The organism is Paenisporosarcina quisquiliarum, from assembly GCF_027563315.1.
Taxonomy (GTDB): Bacteria; Bacillota; Bacilli; order Bacillales_A; family Planococcaceae; genus Paenisporosarcina; species Paenisporosarcina quisquiliarum.
Genome location: NZ_JAMKBJ010000001.1, coordinates 421463 through 439819 on the forward strand (window position 1 = coordinate 421463; position 18357 = coordinate 439819).

Annotated in this window: 25 protein-coding genes; 7 read left to right on the top strand and 18 right to left on the bottom strand. The window is 37.5% G+C overall.

The genetic code is table 11. The features are described from left to right. Window positions 1–65 precede the first annotated feature (65 nt). The gene (locus M9R32_RS02085; RefSeq protein ID WP_269925078.1) at window positions 66–506 is read right to left on the bottom strand and encodes a cell wall hydrolase; all 441 of its coding nucleotides are present in this window, start codon (window positions 504–506) and stop codon (window positions 66–68) included. A 170-nt stretch (window positions 507–676) separates the two neighbouring features. Here M9R32_RS02085 and M9R32_RS02090 point away from each other — a divergent pair, with 170 nt between their 5' ends. Beyond that, window positions 677–976, top strand: coding sequence for a hypothetical protein (locus tag M9R32_RS02090; protein WP_269925079.1), 300 nt, complete (start codon window positions 677–679; stop codon window positions 974–976). A 223-nt stretch (window positions 977–1199) separates the two neighbouring features. Here the strand turns inward: M9R32_RS02090 and acnA are convergent, their stop codons facing one another. From acnA to M9R32_RS02105, 3 genes are all read right to left on the bottom strand, one after another. Beyond that, complete coding sequence (acnA, locus tag M9R32_RS02095) at window positions 1200–3911, bottom strand: aconitate hydratase AcnA (protein WP_269925080.1); 2712 nt, start codon at window positions 3909–3911, stop codon at window positions 1200–1202. 137 nt (window positions 3912–4048) lie between these two features. Beyond that, the gene (locus M9R32_RS02100) at window positions 4049–4537 is read right to left on the bottom strand and encodes a DinB family protein (protein WP_269925081.1); all 489 of its coding nucleotides are present in this window, start codon (window positions 4535–4537) and stop codon (window positions 4049–4051) included. A gap of 17 nt (window positions 4538–4554) precedes the next feature. After that, window positions 4555–4956: a thiol-disulfide oxidoreductase DCC family protein gene (locus tag M9R32_RS02105; protein WP_269925082.1), complete on the bottom strand. Its 402-nt coding sequence runs from the start codon at window positions 4954–4956 to the stop codon at window positions 4555–4557. A gap of 114 nt (window positions 4957–5070) precedes the next feature. Between M9R32_RS02105 and yfkAB the strand changes: the two genes are divergently transcribed. Further along, window positions 5071–6183: a radical SAM/CxCxxxxC motif protein YfkAB gene (gene yfkAB / locus M9R32_RS02110; RefSeq protein ID WP_269925083.1), complete on the top strand. Its 1113-nt coding sequence runs from the start codon at window positions 5071–5073 to the stop codon at window positions 6181–6183. Between the two features lie 34 nt (window positions 6184–6217). Here the strand turns inward: yfkAB and M9R32_RS02115 are convergent, their stop codons facing one another. Continuing rightward, complete coding sequence (locus M9R32_RS02115) at window positions 6218–6892, bottom strand: DNA alkylation repair protein (protein ID WP_269925084.1); 675 nt, start codon at window positions 6890–6892, stop codon at window positions 6218–6220. Between the two features lie 501 nt (window positions 6893–7393). Here M9R32_RS02115 and M9R32_RS02120 point away from each other — a divergent pair. After that, window positions 7394–7642, top strand: coding sequence for a GlsB/YeaQ/YmgE family stress response membrane protein (locus M9R32_RS02120; protein ID WP_269925085.1), 249 nt, complete (start codon window positions 7394–7396; stop codon window positions 7640–7642). Window positions 7643–7678: 36 nt separating this feature from the next. Here M9R32_RS02120 and M9R32_RS02125 read toward each other — a convergent pair whose 3' ends face one another. Beyond that, window positions 7679–8365 carry a lytic transglycosylase domain-containing protein gene (locus M9R32_RS02125; protein ID WP_269925086.1) on the bottom strand — a complete coding sequence of 229 codons (687 nt, stop codon included), beginning with the start codon at window positions 8363–8365 and terminating at the stop codon, window positions 7679–7681. 162 nt (window positions 8366–8527) lie between these two features. Between M9R32_RS02125 and mscL the strand changes: the two genes are divergently transcribed. Next, on the top strand, window positions 8528–8914 hold the full coding sequence (gene mscL, locus M9R32_RS02130) for a large conductance mechanosensitive channel protein MscL (protein WP_269925087.1): 387 nt from the start codon (window positions 8528–8530) through the stop codon (window positions 8912–8914). A 295-nt stretch (window positions 8915–9209) separates the two neighbouring features. After that, window positions 9210–10103, top strand: coding sequence for a DNA/RNA non-specific endonuclease (locus M9R32_RS02135; RefSeq protein WP_269925088.1), 894 nt, complete (start codon window positions 9210–9212; stop codon window positions 10101–10103). A 227-nt stretch (window positions 10104–10330) separates the two neighbouring features. Here the strand turns inward: M9R32_RS02135 and M9R32_RS02140 are convergent, their stop codons facing one another. The 6 genes from M9R32_RS02140 to M9R32_RS02165 form a co-directional block, all read right to left on the bottom strand. After that, window positions 10331–11314, bottom strand: coding sequence for an NAD(P)-dependent alcohol dehydrogenase (locus M9R32_RS02140; RefSeq protein ID WP_269925089.1), 984 nt, complete (start codon window positions 11312–11314; stop codon window positions 10331–10333). 305 nt (window positions 11315–11619) lie between these two features. Then, complete coding sequence (locus tag M9R32_RS02145; RefSeq protein ID WP_269925090.1) at window positions 11620–12324, bottom strand: MraY family glycosyltransferase; 705 nt, start codon at window positions 12322–12324, stop codon at window positions 11620–11622. Window positions 12325–12574: 250 nt separating this feature from the next. Next, entirely contained in the window at window positions 12575–13171 is a 597-nt protein-coding gene (locus tag M9R32_RS02150; protein ID WP_269925091.1) for an SCO family protein, read from the bottom strand. A gap of 91 nt (window positions 13172–13262) precedes the next feature. Then, window positions 13263–13391, bottom strand: a complete 129-nt coding sequence (locus tag M9R32_RS02155) for a YvrJ family protein (protein ID WP_269925092.1) — start codon at window positions 13389–13391, stop codon at window positions 13263–13265. Between the two features lie 61 nt (window positions 13392–13452). After that, a complete protein-coding gene (locus tag M9R32_RS02160) occupies window positions 13453–13665 on the bottom strand; it encodes a DUF2922 domain-containing protein (protein WP_269925093.1) in 213 nt (70 codons plus the stop codon). Window positions 13666–13685: 20 nt separating this feature from the next. Next, a complete protein-coding gene (locus M9R32_RS02165; protein WP_269925094.1) occupies window positions 13686–13904 on the bottom strand; it encodes a DUF1659 domain-containing protein in 219 nt (72 codons plus the stop codon). Window positions 13905–14020: 116 nt separating this feature from the next. Here M9R32_RS02165 and M9R32_RS02170 point away from each other — a divergent pair, with 116 nt between their 5' ends. Beyond that, window positions 14021–14452, top strand: a complete 432-nt coding sequence (locus M9R32_RS02170; RefSeq protein WP_269925095.1) for a DUF2621 domain-containing protein — start codon at window positions 14021–14023, stop codon at window positions 14450–14452. A gap of 22 nt (window positions 14453–14474) precedes the next feature. On the opposite strand, the gene M9R32_RS02175 is transcribed toward M9R32_RS02170, so the two are convergent. From M9R32_RS02175 to M9R32_RS02185, 3 genes are read right to left on the bottom strand one after another with little or no spacing between them, the layout of a single operon-like run. Then, window positions 14475–14993, bottom strand: coding sequence for a CcdC family protein (locus tag M9R32_RS02175; RefSeq protein WP_269925116.1), 519 nt, complete (start codon window positions 14991–14993; stop codon window positions 14475–14477). Between the two features lies 1 nt (window position 14994). Beyond that, window positions 14995–15324 carry a thioredoxin family protein gene (locus M9R32_RS02180; protein WP_269925117.1) on the bottom strand — a complete coding sequence of 110 codons (330 nt, stop codon included), beginning with the start codon at window positions 15322–15324 and terminating at the stop codon, window positions 14995–14997. 40 nt (window positions 15325–15364) lie between these two features. Next, window positions 15365–16075: a cytochrome c biogenesis CcdA family protein gene (locus M9R32_RS02185; RefSeq protein WP_269925096.1), complete on the bottom strand. Its 711-nt coding sequence runs from the start codon at window positions 16073–16075 to the stop codon at window positions 15365–15367. A 258-nt stretch (window positions 16076–16333) separates the two neighbouring features. On the opposite strand from M9R32_RS02185, the gene M9R32_RS02190 reads away from it, so the two are divergent. Further along, complete coding sequence (locus M9R32_RS02190) at window positions 16334–16663, top strand: YqzG/YhdC family protein (RefSeq protein ID WP_269925118.1); 330 nt, start codon at window positions 16334–16336, stop codon at window positions 16661–16663. A 73-nt stretch (window positions 16664–16736) separates the two neighbouring features. Here the strand turns inward: M9R32_RS02190 and M9R32_RS02195 are convergent, their stop codons facing one another. The 3 genes from M9R32_RS02195 to M9R32_RS02205 form a co-directional block, all read right to left on the bottom strand. After that, window positions 16737–17321 (bottom strand): hypothetical protein, encoded by a 585-nt coding sequence (locus tag M9R32_RS02195; protein ID WP_269925097.1) that lies wholly within the window; start codon window positions 17319–17321, stop codon window positions 16737–16739. Between the two features lie 89 nt (window positions 17322–17410). Further along, on the bottom strand, window positions 17411–17539 hold the full coding sequence (locus tag M9R32_RS02200; protein WP_269925098.1) for a hypothetical protein: 129 nt from the start codon (window positions 17537–17539) through the stop codon (window positions 17411–17413). A 251-nt stretch (window positions 17540–17790) separates the two neighbouring features. After that, window positions 17791–17946, bottom strand: coding sequence for a hypothetical protein (locus M9R32_RS02205; protein WP_269925099.1), 156 nt, complete (start codon window positions 17944–17946; stop codon window positions 17791–17793). Between the last annotated feature and the right edge of the window lie 411 nt (window positions 17947–18357).

Here is an 18357-nt window from a genome sequence, read left to right on the forward strand (position 1 = left end):
CTTTCTTATTCTTATACAATTACTTGATTAATATAAAACTCCAATTCATTAAGTTCCTCGACAACCTACCCCATATAAACACTATCGCATGTTCCCGGTTTTGGTTCATAATAACAATGGTTTTTATATTGACCGGCAAAAGGCTGATCATACCATGTTGGAGGACATGGCGCATATGGATTAAAATACCATAGTGCATATTTCCCCGGGTGTTGTCTCCAATTAGTTAGGTTCTGTTTTGCTAATCTTTTTTCCGATTCTCTGGCTCTTTGATAAAATAGATTCCCTTTTTGAACCGCTTCAAAAGAATAGTTATTTCCTTGCACCTGAAAAATGACATCATTAATTGTTCTTACATCTTTAAAGTCTAAACAATCTGCAACAGCTCGATTAACAATTACATTTCCAACATATAACATCCCCTGTTTTCCTTCACCTTCTGCTTCAGCTCTCATCATCCTTGCCATTAAATCAACATCTGAACTTCTGTAATTTACTCTTGGCATTTTTTCACCCCAAAATATTTTATGAAAACCTTCTTAAAATGATGTCATTTATGGATCTGTATTCGAGGATTTGCATTTTCATTGAATCCCAAAAACTGATAAACTACATATTTCCTTTTATGTTTCACTTTCTCAAATACAGGAAAAAGATAGTGAAGGAGTGAGCCAATATGAGCATTGAAATTTACACTTGCAAAGACTTTCCTGCTACTGGACTATTGAGAATTCCAAAAAAGTTTCAGATACTCTTAGGTTTGCAGACAGGAAGAAAAGTAGATATCGCCTATGAGGAAAAAATGATTTTCATTCGAAAAGAAAATCCCAAGTCTTCTCATAACAAACGACTTATGTCTGATAACGGCTACATTAAAATTCCAAAGGAAATTATCGACATTGCCAACATTACTTCGGAGGACGAGTATTGCCTGTACGTGGATGAACCAAATAAACAAATGGTCGTGAAAATTTAATGTGGCAATTCAAAAGAAATCGAGCTTTCTGGTGTCTAACACCAAGGTTTTTAAGGATTTATATTAATGGACCATCTTCTACTGGCCGATTGACACACAAATAAAGACCATCAATTTACATAAAAATTGATGGTCTTTATTTGTGTCCTCGAAAGTGGATTCCTCCACTATTAATTTATTTCCCACAATAAAAAGGCTGCCCTAATGGACAGCCTTAAAAATCTTAGTTTTTCAGTTTATCACGCAATACCATTGGTAAGATACCACCATGACGGTAGTAATCAACTTCAACTTCTGAATCGAAACGTGCTAACACGTCGAATTCTTTAACAGAACCGTCAGCTGATTTTGCTGTTACTTTCAGGATATCACGAGGTTTCACGCCTTCAGCAATGTTTACGCTGATTTCTTCTTTACCAGTCAAGCCAAGTGTTTCAGCACTTTGACCTGGTAAGTATTGAAGTGGTAAAACACCCATCATTACTAAGTTAGAACGGTGAATACGCTCGTAACTTTCAGCAATGACTGTCTTGATGCCAAGTAAGTTCGTACCTTTAGCTGCCCAGTCACGTGAAGATCCCATACCGTAATCTTTACCTGCCAATACAACTAAGCCAGTGCCATCTTCTTGGTATTTCATTGCAGCATCATAGATTGCCATGATTTCGCCGTTTGGCCAGTAAGTAGTGAATCCACCTTCTGTACCTGCAGCAATTTGGTTACGGATACGGATGTTTGCAAACGTACCACGCATCATCACTTCATGGCTACCACGACGAGAACCATAAGAGTTAAAGTCGCGTACTTCCACTCCGCGTTCGCGCAAGTATTTACCTGCAGGTGTATCTTTACCAATCGCACCAGCTGGTGAAATGTGGTCAGTTGTAATAGAATCACCGAATTTCGCAACTACACGAAGTCCAGCAAGCGTTTGGATATCGCTAGGTTCTTTCGTTAAGCCTTCGAAATAAGGAGGATTTTGGATGTACGTTGAATCTTCGTCAAATGTATACAATGAATCATTTGATGTTTCAATCGCATTCCAACGCTCGTTTTCACTGAAAACGCGCTCATATTCTTTACGGAATAATTCAGGAGTTACTGTTTGAAGAAGTACTTCTTTCACTTCTTCAGTTGATGGCCAGATATCCGCAAAGAATACATCGTTGCCGTCTTTGTCTTGACCAAGTGCTTCATTTTGAAGATCGATATCAACCGTACCTGCAAGTGCATAAGCAACAACAAGTGGTGGTGAAGCTAAGTAGTTAGCTTTCACTAATGGGTGAATACGGCCTTCGAAGTTACGGTTACCTGAAAGTACAGAAGTAACAAGTAAGTCGTTTTCAATGATGCCTTTTTCAATTTCAGGAAGCATTGGGCCCGAGTTACCGATACATGTAGTACAACCATAACCAACTAAGTCAAATCCTACATCAGCTAATGGTTGTAATAGACCAGCGTCACGTAAGTAACCTGTTACAACTTTAGAACCTGGTGCAAGTGAAGTTTTCACGTAAGCTGGTGGACGTAAGCCTTTTTCAGCTGCTTTTTTAGCAACAAGACCCGCACCTAACATTACGAATGGGTTTGAAGTATTTGTACAAGATGTGATGGCAGCGATACCGATTGCACCTGTAGGAATCGTTACTTCAGAACCATCTGCCATTGTTACAGTAGCAGACTTCTTGAATTCTTTTTTAGATAAACCGAATCCTTGGTTGCCTTGTGGAGCAACAACCGCTTTGTTGAATTCAGATTTCATTTCAGACAATGGAATCAAATCTTGTGGACGTTTAGGTCCAGACATATTTGGTTCAATTGTAGATAAGTCTAATTCTACAACGTCTGTGTAGAATGGATCTTCGTTATCAGCAGTGAAGAACATTCCGTTAGCAGTTAAATATTCTTTAACTACTTGGATGTGATCTGCGTCACGGCTTGTTAAACGCATGTAATCAAGTGCTTCTTCATCAACTGGGAAGAAACCGCAAGTTGCGCCGTACTCAGGAGCCATGTTGGCAATTGTTGCACGGTCAGCTAATGGAAGTTTCGTTACGCCAGCTCCGAAGAACTCAACAAATTTCCCTACTACACCTTTTTTACGAAGTACTTCTGTTACTTTAAGAGCTAAGTCAGTAGCAGTCGTTCCGTTTGGAAGGTCACCAGTCAATTTAACACCGATTACTTCAGGAATTGGGAAGTATGAAGGTTGACCAAGCATACCCGCTTCCGCTTCGATACCACCTACGCCCCAACCTAATACACCGATACCATTGATCATAGTTGTATGTGAGTCAGTACCTACTAATGTATCTGGATACGTTTCGTATGTACCATCTTCGTTTTCTACAGCATGCACAACGTTTGCCAAGTACTCTAAGTTTACTTGGTGAACGATACCTGTTGCCGGTGGTACAGCACGGTAATTGTCATATGCTTTTTGAGCCCAGCTAAGGAACTGGTAACGCTCAGCATTACGTTCGAATTCAAGTTCCATATTGATGCGAAGTGCGTCATCTGTACCGTATTTGTCTACTTGTACAGAGTGGTCAATAACTAAATCAACTGGAATTGCTGGATTGATTTTGTCAGGGTCCCCACCCATTTCAGCCATAGCTGAACGTAGTGCTGCTAAGTCAACTACTACTGGAACTCCAGTGAAATCTTGAAGAATTACGCGTGAAGGCTTGAAAGGCACTTCAGCTTCAGGGTCAACATCTTTACCCCATTTTGCCAATTTTTCTACATGGTCATCTTTGATGACATATCCGTCATGTTGGCGCAGTACGGACTCAAGCAATACTTTAATTGAATAAGGAAGGCGGGAAACATTTGCGATCCCTGCCTCTTCTAACGCCGCTAAACGGTAATAGTTATACGTTTTACCGTTTAAATCGAAAGAAGTACGGCTATTATGCAAGTTACTTTTTGCCATGTCTTTTCCTCCTTTAATCTTATGAAAAGGCTCTCATCTATTGGTAGCGACTTTTCTCCAGTTCCTATCATAACGTAGTCTACTTTATAAGTAAATTACATTAAAATTATTGGATGTGATAAGTTACGCTTATGACCTTACAGATCTTCAATCGTTTTTTTCAATTGTTTTAAATGACGTTTTTCATGCAGACCGACAAATGGAAACCATTGAATTAATGGGACTTGTCCAAAAATCGGATGTTTTAATGATTTTTCCTTAAAAATAGTTTTGGTACTGGATTCATACACATCTAATAAGAAGAGACGTGACTCATGAAGTTCTTTTTGCATTTCCAATTTTGTTCGATAGTCTTCTGTCGGCGTTGTATAACCGGGCGCTTCTACTTTAATTAAGCGATTCGTCGAAAGGCCGATTGGTTTTTTTCTAGCTTTGGGACTGTCCGGGTTTTTCAGTTCTCTTGCAATATTTGTTGCGATGACGGTTTCCATGCGAACCAGATGTTCAAAAATTTGTTTTGCCGACCATCCGTCATTTGCTGGTTTTTTGTTGAACTGTTCGTCTGTCAAACCTTCTACCGTATGAAACAATTCTTTCCGGATTTCATTATTGTCTTCTAAAAACATCTAAATCTCTCCTTTAATTAAGTGAAAAATCGTTTGCGTTGTTGCGGGGATGGCAATAAACACGATTCGTTATTACGAACAAATCGATGTCTATGTTTTGCCACGAGTCGGTACAAAGCATCTCGGGAAAATTTCGGTACCATTTTTAGCAATCTACCTAAAGAGTACGGAGACTTAAGATAGGACGACAAAGCGATCACAGCATCCGATTCCACTAACACGTCTTTTCCCTGAAGAACCACGATTGAATCAATGGTTTGCAAAAATGGATGTTCTTTTAGTATTTGGCTCGCAAAATCACTTTGTAATGGAGCAAAATAAACGGTTTCGTCCCGCTCATTTTGCAGAATAAATTGGACCGACTGCTGACAAAAACCACAGCTGCCATCATACAGGAGTATTGGATTTGAAAGATCCATAAAATTCACCTTTTCTTCTTATATTACTTGAATCGACTTAAAATCTAAAATCTAACGTTTTCATTGGCCGTTTGATATGCGACAATGTTTTTTTGTAGAAAGGACGATTGATTGATGAACACAACAATGCAAAAGCTAACTCCGACTAATGATCCTTGGGAAGCCTATTTAGATATGGAAAAACACGGCAAGCTGACACTGTCGAACATCGAGTTTACGACTACCACGCTTTGCAACATGCGCTGTGCACATTGTGCTGTAGGCTATACCCTTCAGACCAAAGATCCAGTTGCACTGCCTTTTAATCTTATTCGTCAGCGATTGGATGAAATTCCGCACCTACAAACCCTCAGTATTACAGGTGGAGAACCAATGTTATCGAAAAAGTCGGTCACGAATTATGTACTTCCTCTATTAAAATACGCACATGAGCGTGGCGTGCGTACACAAATTAATTCTAATCTAACGCTTGATCCTGAGCGCTATATGATGATTGCTCCTTATCTGGATGTCCTACATATTTCTCATAACTGGGGAACGGTCGACGAATTTGTGGAAACTGGATTTGCGGTTATGGAACGAAAACCTACATATGAGCAACGGGCGAAACTCTTCGACCGCATGATTGAAAACAGTCGAATGTTATCTGAAGCGGGCGTTATGGTTTCAGCTGAAACGATGTTGAATAAAAAAACGTTGCCGTACTTAGAACACATCCATCGGCAAGTAGTTGAAGAAATGAAATGTGCGAGACATGAAATTCACCCTATGTACCCATCAGATTTTGCTAGCAGTTTGACTTCATTGACGTTAGAGGAAACACGACAAGCCATTCATCATTTACTCGATGTACGTAATCAAAATACATGGATGCTTTTCGGCACTCTGCCATTTTATCCTTGCAGCACAAGTGAAGAAGACCGTCATCTTCAGCAAAGATTGAAAGAAGAAACAAATGTGACCGTTCGTAATGACCCTGACGGCCGTTCGAGATTGAATATCAATATCTTCTCAGGTGAGGTTATTGTCACAGATTTCGGGGATGCACCTGTTCTTGGCAATATGAAAAGTGACTCATTGCCAAGCATTTTTGAAAAATGGTTGGACTCGCCTCTTGCAAGAGAATTGAACTGTCATTGCCCGGCAGTAAAGTGTCTCGGACCGAATGTGCTGGTGAAAAACATGTATTATAAAAACCATTTATTCATCAGCGACTCCGTCAAATAGCACAAAACAAAAGCAGCCGAATTTGGCTGCTTTTTCATTTGATATGCTTAAGTGCTTCCCTTTTGCTAAGAGGTTTCAATTCATACTTTTTCACAAATTGTTGTACAAATGCCGGATTGGTTTTTGCATATTCACGTAACACCCAACCAATGGCTTTTTGAATGAAGAATTCATTAGATTTTGCATGATTTAAAATGATTTCTTCCAGCAGATTTTCGTTTGTCTCATTTTTATATTTTAATTGATGAAGGATTGCGGAGCGATTCAACCACATATTCTCTGAATCTGACCATGTCCTCATGACTTTTTCGCCTTCGATGCGATCTTTTCTTATTATGGATCCTACAATAGTAGGTGCAATCGAGTCTACACTGTCCCACCACGATTTTTCTGTAATGAGTTTCTCAATGAACGACAAATCTTCAATCGTTAACTCTTTAATTTCTTTACTCAGTAAGGCGATAGCTACATATTGGTACTCTCGCTCTGGGAACTTGTAAATTTCCCAAACCTCATCAAATAACTGATCTTTACCTGGCATGTCATGTTCCGCAAAGAAAAGTTTTAACGCTTCATTTCGTGCTGGGCTTTTAATACCGAGAAAAGGAAATTGGTGTTTCATGTATGCTTCCATCGGTGGTGCCATTTCTTCGTTGCGAAGACGTTCGAACAAATGAATATATGTATGACGATTCCATGGCTTCTTCAATAGTAAAACTCCTGCCTTCTTTTATGTATTTGTTCCCAAAAAAAATGTGGATAGCCAGGCTACCCACAATTACCTACATAAATTCAATGAAATCGAATGCAAGATTGAAGATAAAAACCGTGTGAAGCACTGCAAACCAAATTCCCTGTTTGTTCAGTTTTTTCATTATGATTTTATCCATCTCGATCACTCCTTTATTAAATTATACGCTTTTTATCTTCATTTCACAAAGCCTTTTTAAAGAATTTTCTGTCAATTACATTTATTGTTTTTTTAAAAAATACATACTTTTTTAGTTTATGGTCAGACTATTTCTTAGCGCTGAAGTTTTCATTATATGCATACTAAATCAATATGGTATCAACGCTTTATGTTTTAAAGATATTATGAAATTGTTATGAGCGTAAAAATATTTTCAAAAAGTGGTTTGAATTGTTTCATTTGAGGATATCTAATAACTAGCAAGACAAATTAAACTTTATCGAACAGGAGATGGAAAACATGGAATTTATTTTATACCTTATTATCGGTGGTATCATTGGTTGGTTAGCAGGACTTATTCTAGGTAAAGACGTACCAGGCGGAATTATTGGTAATATTATTGCAGGTATCATCGGTGCATGGATTGGCGGTATGTTGTTCAGTTTCGGACCATCAGTTGCCGGCATTCAAATCATTCCAGCATTGATTGGTGCAATTATTTTAATCTTCATCGTAAGCATGATTATGAAAGCTTTACGCAAAGCATAATTAATAGAAAGAGCCGTTCATATGAACTGCTCTTTCTTATTGTTCAGAAGAAGCAGCTTGTCCTTTTGACCCCTTCTCTTCTTCATATTTATTATAATAATATAAAATATCTTCTACATATTCATCACTACGATTATACATGTAAATCGCTTTTTCAAGATCCCCAGTGGCCGCCCCATTACTTGCCAAATAATTTGCCGCACTAAATACTGCATCGTCAAGTTGATATGGATCAGCTTTACCATCTTGATTGGCGTCAATTCCATATCCACCATATTTCGCAATAATAGCAGGGTTCGTTTTATCTTCTTCCGAGATATTCCCTTTTCCTTGACCCGAGCAACTAGGATGCTGCCAACCAACAAAGGTGCATGGCATAAATTGCATATGTCCTTCAGCCCCTACTGGAGACAACAAAGGATCCATCGTTGAAAATTTCGTCTCAATACGATGATGCGCGGCTAATAAAGTCCATGGAATTTCATATTCTTTTGCAGCTTCCTGATAAATTGGTATATATTCTTCCGGAATATCTATATCCATCATCTTTTTAGGAGCTTCTTGTAGCGTTTCAGTCAACGTGTGAACGATTGGAATTCTTTGTAAGTCTCCCCAATACACACTCGTTAAGACAAATAGAGTCATTGTAATGGGAACCATAAGTATGATCAACAATCCTCTTGTAACTGCAGACAATCGTTTCGTTTTCTTTCGTTTTTTCATACATTCGCATCCCGTTTTTTTCATTATTTTATCACAGATGTACATTCACCGTCACTTCATTTCAGTTTGACCCCTATCTTTCTATCTTCTCAACTTATCAAAAATACAAACATTTACAATATATTTGCCCTTTAGTAGACTGAGTTAAAGGAGTGACGAAAAATGTGGCAAGACTTTAAGAAATTCGCTTTAAAAGGTAATGTGATGGACTTGGCTGTTGCTGTCGTAATCGGTGCAGCTTTCGGTAAGATAGTGTCTTCCCTCGTTACTGATATTATTACTCCGTTGATTGGTGTTTTAATGGGAGGAATTGATTTTACGGGATTAGTTTTTGAAGTTGGCAAAGAAAAGGTAATGATCGGAAACTTTATTCAATCCATCGTAGACTTTGTCATTGTTTCCTTCGCCATCTTTATGGTCGTCCGTATAATGATGAAATTCCAGCGTAAAAAAGAAGCAGTTGTTGAAGAAGGTCCAGCAATCGATGCGAAAGAAGCATTGCTTACTGAAATTCGCGATTTATTGAAAAACCAAAAAAATGAACAGTAACAAATCAATCAGTACTTTTATTGCTGCCAGTTAAATTCATTTCAAATAAATAGGCAATAACCTCTTTAAAATATTAAAGAGGTTATTGCCTTTTTTGATTTTAAATTGTATTAATATACTTTGTATTAGAAGTAGGAACACACTCCTTCATAAATTCTAAAAATGCTTTCCTATTGCTTGATTCGAATTTGAGTGTACTTACTCCTTTCAATGATAATATAGTTTGTCCTCTACTAATAAGAAGGAATTGAAACTCAGTTGTAGAATACCTAATAAAAAGAAGGAGGACACAACTTTGAATGAAAATCAGAAATTGTTAATGAATGAACTTGTGCAAGGGCAAGAAATCACCAAAGATAATTCTGATGAGATGATAGTTGAGATATTAAATGATTCATGGTATGAAGCTTCGGTTGGTTATGATCCTAAATTTCTCGGGGATGATTATGAGATTCCTCATCCGACACTTGAATGTGATGAACAGGATATTGCCCTTCTAAAAGACGGAAGCAAGGTGCTTCATTACACTCATTTTTCAATCGTCATGAGTAAGTCACGCCGTTTAGCATTTTACACGGTGGTAAATATTAATGGAAACCAATTGAGAAGTATTCAACGTAATGATAAATGGTATCTGGATCCTCGTATCGAAATAGAATACCAGTGTGGTCCTGAATTATATAAAAATAATCCACTTGATCGGGGACATCTAGTCCGCCGCAGAGATCCTAATTGGGGTAATGCAGCGAAAAAAGCGAATAAGGATACGTTCCATTTCACAAATTGTGCTCCCCAGCATAGCGATTTAAACCAAAAAATCTGGTTGGATCTTGAGGATTATATTTTAGATAATGCTGAGAACTGGAATCTGAAAGTGACAGTGTTTACTGGACCCGTTTTTAGGGAGGATGACATTGTTTACAGAGGCGTAAAAATTCCTTCTGAGTTTTGGAAAATCGCTATTATGGTTAAGGAAGATGGCAACCTTTCTGCAACTGCTTATATACAGACGCAAAAAGATCATATTGGGAGTTTAGAATTTACTTATGGTGAATATAAAACTTATCAAGTTCCAATATCAAGAATTGAAACAATTACAGGTCTTAATTTTGGGTGTTTACGTAATCACGACCCAATTAATCCATTAGAGTCACATGTTATTGAGGTGCTAGAGGATATAAAATTATAGAACTAATCTAATAGAACAAAATAAGACCCTAGTGATAGTTTCATCACTGGGGTCTAAGAGTACTCCCAAAACTATTATGCTAGAGGAAGGATTGATCTTCAACTATGCAAACGTTTGTCGAGCACCCTAAATTATTGTTAATTTGATACCTTAAATCCAACTGGTTCCCTAACAAAATACCCTCTCACGATATATCGTCCAACTATAGTAATTGGTAATGTAGTAGATTATAGTTCCAAATTGGGGGTACTATTACCCTGCTTTATTTCAAGAACTACCTTCCCCTTTGTACGACCACTTTCAACATGCCTGTGAGCTTCTACAATCTGATCGAAAGGAAAGCACTTTTCAATAACAGGCCTTACTTTCTCTTCCTCCACTAGGCCGCGTAAGAAGTTCAAATCCACGTCATTAGGTTTTGCAAGATGTATCTTTGCTTTCTTGCGACCAATCAAAGGACTAACAATCAATTGTAACGGGTGATACTTGGGGTAGATAGCGTGTTCTGTAATATAAACACCCGTCTCGGTTAGAGAACGCAAACAACTGAAAAAGGTACGCTTACCCACTGCATCCAGAATGACATCATACTTTTTACCGTTATCCGCGAAATCTTCCTTGGTATAGTCAATCACGTAATGTGCCCCAAGAGCTTTAACCCACTGCAGATTCGAGGAACTGCAAACAGCCGTTACTTCAGCTTCGAAAAATCTGGCAAGCTGAACCGCAAAGTGCCCGACGCCTCCCGATGCACCATAAATCAAGACCCTTTGGCCTTGCTTTATCTGTGCAACATCACGTAAAGCTTGCAGCGCCGTCTGAGCAGCACACGGTATTGCCGCTGCCTCCTCAAAGGTGACGTTCTTCGGCATAAGACTTAGGACATTCTCACGAGGAGCGACATATTCTGCATGGGATCCGAAGCAACTGCCGAAAACATGATCACCAACCTTAAACTTTAGTACGTTTTTTCCGACAGCTTCAATTGTACCGGCAACGTCTATACCCAGTATGTGATTTTTAGGTTTTGTAAGACCATTCTCTAACCTTGTAGGCAAATAGCCTTTTCGGTACAGAAAGTCAAATGCATTGACTGAAGCGTTATGCACTCTTATCAACACCCTGTCGTCATCCTTGATGGATGGCTGTTCAACATCCCTTATCTCCAATACTTCAGGTGGACCGTAGGAACTGTAAATAGCTGCTCTCATCATCTAACCTCCTTGATTCATTATCGATTGGTAGATATCTCACTATTGAGATGCCTTTACTCCTTCCCATGAAATAGTTGAAATTCCTTCCCTCTGCATGAATAAAAGGCTTATGCTGATTTAGTCTCTGGATGTGGACAATGAGAAATTCTTTGTATCTATATACTTATTAATCCTTATTTAGAACTCAAAAATGTGAACTTCTCATTTAACCAACCAACCTTCTACGTCATTTCAATAAGAAAATTGCAAAAAATGCTTTACTCCTTCTTGAAGTAAAGCATGCGTGTGTTTGATATTATTTTCTAAATAAAGCGATATCTACGAGACAATTGTGTGATAACCAAAATGATCGTTAACCCAACAACAAGATATCCTAAAATGTAATCAGGAACTACAAATATTATTACGCTAAACAAAATAGCTATTAAAAAGCTTATTGTAATTGATTGTATAATCGTGAATTTATTATGAATTAAATAATATAGAGCGAATGGTAGCGCTAACGTAAATATCGGAATATAAATTGTTACAATAGATATTTGAAGAAGGGCAAATGAAAGTGATGCTATAATAAAACCTATTGACGAAGTAATTGTTCTTCCAACAAAATCTTTACGCGAAAAATAGCCATATAACAGAATTATTATAATCGTTAAACATGTACATATTCCCGCAAGTGAAACAAATGAATCTCCCATGATGAAAGCTAATATAGAAAGACTTACTAAAGAAACACATGGTAACAGTAATATTAGATGATTTTGCACTTTTTCCATATTCATTACATTTGTAAAACCTACAAGAAATAACAAAGAAAATGGAATCGACAAATACCCTAATTCGATTTGACCACCATAAGTTAAATTTAACAAACTAATATCAAGTTTACCGACCTTTATTATGATAAGTGAAGCACTAATCTGACCAAGCAACTCCCAAATTCTTGGTAATTTAAAAATTTGCGTAATTTTAGTTAGGCTGGCAATTAAAACGCTCCCAATAAACAAAGCTAAATATAACAGACTTTCACCCCCAAATAATTCTTTAAAACTGTCCCAGAGTTGAATTTTCGGAATCCGATATTATCTAAATTCAATGATACAGTATATGGAAAAAATAACACAAATCCTATGGTTATACTTCTTCAACTAACTTAAAGCGTTAGTTAAAGAAGAAAACAAAAAAGAGTCTATAAAAAAAGAACAGTTAATCCTCATAAAGGACTAACTGTCTATAAAATAATATCTGTTTTTAATTTTACTTTCCTTGTTCAATTAATGCTTCCATATCCGTTGCTATCTCTTCTTTTGGCACATCTTGAAAGCCGTTATAGCTTTTTACAACAACTCCATTTTGATCAACTAAGAAGAAACTTTGCCCATGGACTACTTGGTTGGAAGTAGGATCAGCTTTGACGAGCGATTTAAATGATTGTCTTGCAAACTGCTCAATATAAACAGGATCATACCCCGACAGCAATTCCCACTTGGTTTCATCTGGTGGATTAAATTTCGCTAGATAATCCGTTAAGATTTCCGGCGTATCTACTTTTGGATCTACGCTGAATGCAACGATTTTATAATCTTCCACACCTAATTTGATTAATTCATCCTGCACCATCGTCATATTCATTGTCATAGGTGGACATACAGTTTCACAGTTGGTGAAAATAAATGTTGCCAACCATACTTTGCCTTTTAAATTTTCTAAAGATACTTCTTCCCCACGTTGTGATTCGTGTGAAAAGGATTCAACTTCCCAATCCGTTTCTGCTTGAAACTTATTAGAGTTGCATCCAGCCAATAAGATTGCGCTCAATGTTATGAATGTAAATACTTTTGCTATTTTCTTCATGGACTCTCCCCACTTTCGCTCCTTTTCATCTTATCGAATGGAATTTACGAATTCAAGGAGGGAGTATCCTGGGATTCCAACGAATTTGTGTCTATGCGTTTTTTAATGATAACAACGCTTCATGAATGAGTTGAAGTTTTGTTTCCACCCGGTGCATTAAATAAAATGACACGAAGATCGGAAAACCAACTTCTTGAATTAACTTCAGCCATTGCTCCATAATTTAGCCTCCTATTCATAATGAAAGGCTGCCCCTTTACGCGGGCAGCCTTTTAACGTGTTTATACTAAATCTGTTACATTGCGTTCGATCAAACGTGCATTAAATGCACTGGCAAGACCGAATCCATCTACTTCAAAAACCGCACTGGCAATAAGTGCCTGCATCCCCGTTTCTACTTCCTGTGCCGTTACATTTGCACGTGGATCATCGACGGAAACAGAAAGCTTTTTGCCTCCAGCTGTTTCAAATTGCATTTCAAGTACTTGTGCCATTTGTTAGTTCCTCCTCTTCATTAGTTTTGGATGTTACCAGTTTCAATTTTCTCTGCAGCGATAATCGGGAACGATGAAAAGCTTGATAAAATACTCGTTAATTCCGATAATTGCTCCGGTGTTGCTGTCTGTTTTACATTGCGGTACGTTTTCGCTTTTTTGATCAATTTTCCATCCTGTGTCAGTCCTGCATCATACGTTAAACGTACAACCGCTTCTTTGAAATCGACGTTTGCCATGTTGCATCACCTCCTTTCACTCATTACATAGAGAGAAAACAAGAAAAAGGATACATACGGCGTGTTTTTTTTGCCATAACCTTCTATAATAGAAGAATCGTGTATAAGAGGTGAGAATGTTGGGCTTAGATGGTTGGTTTTTATGGTTTATTGTATTTTGGGTATTTGTGCTTGCAGGCCTGTTCGCCATTGGTGGCTATTTTATGTTCCGCAAATTTTTAAAAGTGTTGCCGAAAGATGATGGGAAGTCCGTACTTGATTGGGAAGAACATTATGTTCAAGAATCTCTACACTTATGGGGAGATCAGGCGAAGCTCATGTTGAATGAACTGGTCACGCCAGTTCCGGAATTATTCCGACCAGTGGCTAAACAAAAAATTGCAGGCAAAGTGGGGCAAATTGCGTTAGAGGAAAAAGCAAAATCCATCGAACATGATCATTTAATTCGAGGTTATATTCAAGCAACACCGAAGCGGGATCATAAATTCCTGCGCAAAAAGCTAGAGTCGATGGAAATTGATATGACTCCTTATGAACATTTGTTTTAAAATCAGATAAGAAAAAGCCGACCTATGAAGTAAAGGTCGGCTTTTCTATGTGATGATTAGTCATTTTCTTTTCAAGATTTCTATACTGAATCAGCATCGCAATGCGCCAAGGCACAATCATTCCAAAAGCGAGAATCCAGAACATTCCGCTTAACTCGCCTACATGGATGGTTGAGCTTAATATGACTTTTGCAATTAACCTTACAATTAACAAACCAATTAGTATAAAAATGAAAGCTTTTGATTGTTTCAAATAAATATCGTTATTTTTCACTTCAAATTTGGATGTCCAAATTAATACCAATGAAAAAAGTATACCTACACCTAGTGCTTCTGCAATTTGCATGGGCGGAACACGGAAATACTCAAAGACAAACATCAACGCCCCAGTAGACATGAATAATGGCGGCAAAATAATTTTCTTTGCACTGACCGGTCTTTTAGCAGATTTCGCGCGCACCGTCATCACAATTGTGCCCATGACCACTGCCATGATCGTTGAACCAATGATTATCCATTGTGAAGGAATTTGTTTTAACAGTTCAAACATTGGATTCCTCCCATTTCTGTAATTCTTGTAATTTTTCCATTACTTCTTGTACAGGTACAAACCTTGCATACCGTATGTACTCCTTGCCTTGTAACATCAAAATGACGACAGGCGCTGTAAATAAACTAAGTTGCCCTGCAAGTTCAGGGACCTCTGCTGCATTTACGACATAAAACGGCACCGATACACTACTTTGTAATTCATCGATTTGCGGATACAAACCTTCACATACCGAGCAGTTCGTCGTCTTTACAAACAGGAGCAGGTGTATTTCGCGTTGAACGACTTCCTGCCATTGTTCGTAAGTAGTTATGGATTTCATCATCAACAACACCTCTGTCTCATTTTATTTATTCTACCTGTCAAAACCCTTGGAAGTCACCAAAAATCGGACTCAATATACGGATAATGAATGTCATACCGTCAAAGAATAATAAAATCCCGACTGCAATCATGACATAACCGCCAATTTTCACGATTTTCGCATTATGTTTTCTAATCCAACCAAGTCTCGTTATGAATAGCGACAGGAGGAAAAACGGAATAGCGAATCCAAGAACATAAGCAAGCATATACCATACGCCTGAACCTGGATTATCTGCTGCTAATATAAACACAGACGCCAAAATCGGCCCCGTACATGGTTGCCAACCTGCTGCAAAGGCCATTCCGATAATCACAGTTCCGAAATAACCAGAGGGTCTATTTTTAAATTGAATTCTTCGCTCTTTCATTAAAAACTCAGGCTTGAACACACCAACAACGAGTAAACCAAATAACACGATAAAAATGGCTCCAACTTGGCGAATTAAATCTTGATTCTGTTGGAAAAACGTATAGAACAGACTTGTGCTAAACCCTAGCGCAATAAATATACTGGAAAAACCAATCAGGAAAAATAGTGTATGCAACATTCCGCGTCTTTGCAAAATACCTCGTTCCGTTTTCAGTTCATCCAAAGTCATGCCAGTAATATAAGAAAGAAATGCTGGATATAAAGGCAGAGTACATGGCGAGATGAAACTTAAAAAACCGGCTCCAAATGCCAATAATAAATTGATATCAGTCGTCATCAAAGTCGCTCCTTTTCAGTACTCCTAACATCGTATCAAATAATCAGTCAAATGACGTCAATATTGCTTGTGACATTTTTTTGTCGAAATGAAAATTTTGTTTTTGCTTCAGCGTTTCCAATCTCATTAACATAATCTCAAAAAGTTAAAGTTTCATTATTGAAAACCTGTATCCTATGGAGTTTCAAACTAGTGTATTTACAACAGCATGATTTAAATCAAATAACTCATCCTATAAAAAAGGAGATGAGTTCGAATATGCGAAAAACTTTTATTGCACTTGGACTATTTATGACAGCCAATTCAACACTTACACATATCCCTTCTATCACTCATGCCGAAGGAGAAATTCCAGCCTACGCTAAGTGGGGACAGCTCGCGGTGTTAGAGACAAAATCTAAATATCCTGATGCTGATATTATTGACTACCTGCACGAAGGCAGAGAAACTAAAGAGGATTCAACAATTGAAAAGTTTAAACTATGGTTAAAAGAAGGGAACAAAGAATTTGGTGTTTTCGTAAGGATAGAATTTAAAACCGATACCGAAGAAGTTGTTAATATTGAATTTCAAGAAACGGATAGATAAGTCATAATGTTTGAAGTACGACATGTATAAGTAATAAAGAGCAATGACTTTTTCAAGTCGTTGCTCTTTCTATCTACTCCATCAGTGGGGTCAATAATGCACTAGGCTGAAATTCAATTGATTTTGCTTGATACATTTTGTCACGATATTCATAAACAATTACAAGTTGACCAATAAAGCCAGCTGGAGATATTTGAGCTGGAATTGTTGCAGTAAGTTGATGGTCTTTTACCTCGTATTTAATAATACTGCCAAATCCAATATCTTCATTTAAATTTTTTGGTTCCACATCTAACGGTGTGATGTTAACTTTATATTCTTTGTTACCTATTCTTAACTTAGCTTCTTCATTTGAAAGCTTGGTTTTTACATTTTTATAGATAATAGCCATAGGATCGTCAACAATTACGTTAGCCAATCCATTGGTATATCCATAAACATAAACTTCTTGAAGTAATGCATCAGTACCATAACCGAGCGTTAAAATTATGATTAGCTCATCCTTATTGTCTTTGTTAATATCTTCAAAATAAATCTCTGGGGCATACGATGGGTTTGTAACGTTCACCCAAAATGGCCTGGAGTAAATCTCCCCTTTGAAATCAATTTTAAATTCTCGGTACTGGGATTCAAGCCCCTCCATTTTTTTTGCATACAAGGTAATATTCTCTTCAGTCGACCTTGCGACTATTTCATACCCTTCAAAGGATACCTTCTCTCGGATTCCAGGCATCTTTACTTCAGAAGTTACATATGAAGTCTCCAGTTTTCTTCCTTTTTAGATGCATCACTAATATGAAGTGCCTTTTCTGCATGTATAGATAAAGAAAACATGCCAAAACCAATTAAAATCATTAATATCCATTTCTTTTTCATTTCATCACCCAGGTTAGCTTTCCCACTAGGATTAGATTTATCCTGGATTGACCTGCCACCCCTAATCGATCGGGAAATTACAGACTCTCCTCCTTTTTGAAATTTGGAAAAGACTTAATTAAAGGCTGTTAAAGTTATTGGTTGATTCTATATTGAAAAATGAGCTTGGAATTGCTTCTCCAAGCTCATTTTAGTTTGCTGTCCACTTTTTACTTAAGCACACGTTAGTTCAACAAGAAAAGTAGCTACTTTTAATTATTTTTAGTGAAATTCGCCCATTGCTCAGTAGGTCCTGTGTTATCTATTATGAATAAACTACCGTCTTTCTTATAAAGAAAAATTTCATTCCCAGATTCAGCACCATCTCCTAATGCTGTTAATGTGTTTGTTGAGACAATTTGACTCATATCCACTTCATCTTTTGGAATAATCCTGTTAAAAACATATTTCTCACCACCATAATTTATCCATTGCAGTGGAAGAGGTTCGCTGATTTTGGGCTCTTCAGTGGTTTCTTTCGCTGATGAATTATTACTAACAGCTGGTGAATCGTTGGTGCAACCCGATAAGAAAGCAATAGCTATTAATGAAAAGAAAAAGTATTTTATTCTAATACGCTTTCCCCCTTTTTCATAATAAGTCGTTAATTTCCAATTAAAGTTTCATTTATGTTTATTAAACTAACCTGCTTCGTTCGTATTATAAGGTCAGCCAGATATTTCTGGTTGACCATTTTTTATATAGTTTTATTATATCAGTAGCCAGGGTAGAACGTATCTGCCCGTGGGGCTAGACCCCGTCAACTAAACCGTTCGCCC

What these genes read in the sequence shown, in the direction of transcription:
- M9R32_RS02165 (WP_269925094.1), bottom strand. Translation starts at nt 13,904, where the DNA reads ATGGCAAACGTCGATTTCAAAGAAGCGGTTGTACGTTTAACGTATGAT.
- M9R32_RS02100 (WP_269925081.1), bottom strand. Translation starts at nt 4,537, where the DNA reads ATGTTTTTAGAAGACAATAATGAAATCCGGAAAGAATTGTTTCATACG.
- M9R32_RS02190 (WP_269925118.1), top strand. Translation starts at nt 16,334, where the DNA reads ATGCGAAAAACTTTTATTGCACTTGGACTATTTATGACAGCCAATTCA.
- M9R32_RS02160 (WP_269925093.1), bottom strand. Translation starts at nt 13,665, where the DNA reads ATGGCACAAGTACTTGAAATGCAATTTGAAACAGCTGGAGGCAAAAAG.
- acnA (WP_269925080.1), bottom strand. Translation starts at nt 3,911, where the DNA reads ATGGCAAAAAGTAACTTGCATAATAGCCGTACTTCTTTCGATTTAAAC.
- M9R32_RS02150 (WP_269925091.1), bottom strand. Translation starts at nt 13,171, where the DNA reads ATGAAGAAAATAGCAAAAGTATTTACATTCATAACATTGAGCGCAATC.
- M9R32_RS02085 (WP_269925078.1), bottom strand. Translation starts at nt 506, where the DNA reads ATGCCAAGAGTAAATTACAGAAGTTCAGATGTTGATTTAATGGCAAGG.
- M9R32_RS02090 (WP_269925079.1), top strand. Translation starts at nt 677, where the DNA reads ATGAGCATTGAAATTTACACTTGCAAAGACTTTCCTGCTACTGGACTA.
- M9R32_RS02185 (WP_269925096.1), bottom strand. Translation starts at nt 16,075, where the DNA reads ATGACGACTGATATCAATTTATTATTGGCATTTGGAGCCGGTTTTTTA.
- M9R32_RS02105 (WP_269925082.1), bottom strand. Translation starts at nt 4,956, where the DNA reads ATGGATCTTTCAAATCCAATACTCCTGTATGATGGCAGCTGTGGTTTT.
- mscL (WP_269925087.1), top strand. Translation starts at nt 8,528, where the DNA reads ATGTGGCAAGACTTTAAGAAATTCGCTTTAAAAGGTAATGTGATGGAC.
- yfkAB (WP_269925083.1), top strand. Translation starts at nt 5,071, where the DNA reads ATGAACACAACAATGCAAAAGCTAACTCCGACTAATGATCCTTGGGAA.
- M9R32_RS02155 (WP_269925092.1), bottom strand. Translation starts at nt 13,391, where the DNA reads ATGGAGCAATGGCTGAAGTTAATTCAAGAAGTTGGTTTTCCGATCTTC.
- M9R32_RS02120 (WP_269925085.1), top strand. Translation starts at nt 7,394, where the DNA reads ATGGAATTTATTTTATACCTTATTATCGGTGGTATCATTGGTTGGTTA.
- M9R32_RS02200 (WP_269925098.1), bottom strand. Translation starts at nt 17,539, where the DNA reads ATGAAAAAGAAATGGATATTAATGATTTTAATTGGTTTTGGCATGTTT.
- M9R32_RS02180 (WP_269925117.1), bottom strand. Translation starts at nt 15,324, where the DNA reads ATGAAATCCATAACTACTTACGAACAATGGCAGGAAGTCGTTCAACGC.
- M9R32_RS02140 (WP_269925089.1), bottom strand. Translation starts at nt 11,314, where the DNA reads ATGAGAGCAGCTATTTACAGTTCCTACGGTCCACCTGAAGTATTGGAG.
- M9R32_RS02170 (WP_269925095.1), top strand. Translation starts at nt 14,021, where the DNA reads ATGTTGGGCTTAGATGGTTGGTTTTTATGGTTTATTGTATTTTGGGTA.
- M9R32_RS02205 (WP_269925099.1), bottom strand. Translation starts at nt 17,946, where the DNA reads ATGAGTCAAATTGTCTCAACAAACACATTAACAGCATTAGGAGATGGT.
- M9R32_RS02125 (WP_269925086.1), bottom strand. Translation starts at nt 8,365, where the DNA reads ATGAAAAAACGAAAGAAAACGAAACGATTGTCTGCAGTTACAAGAGGA.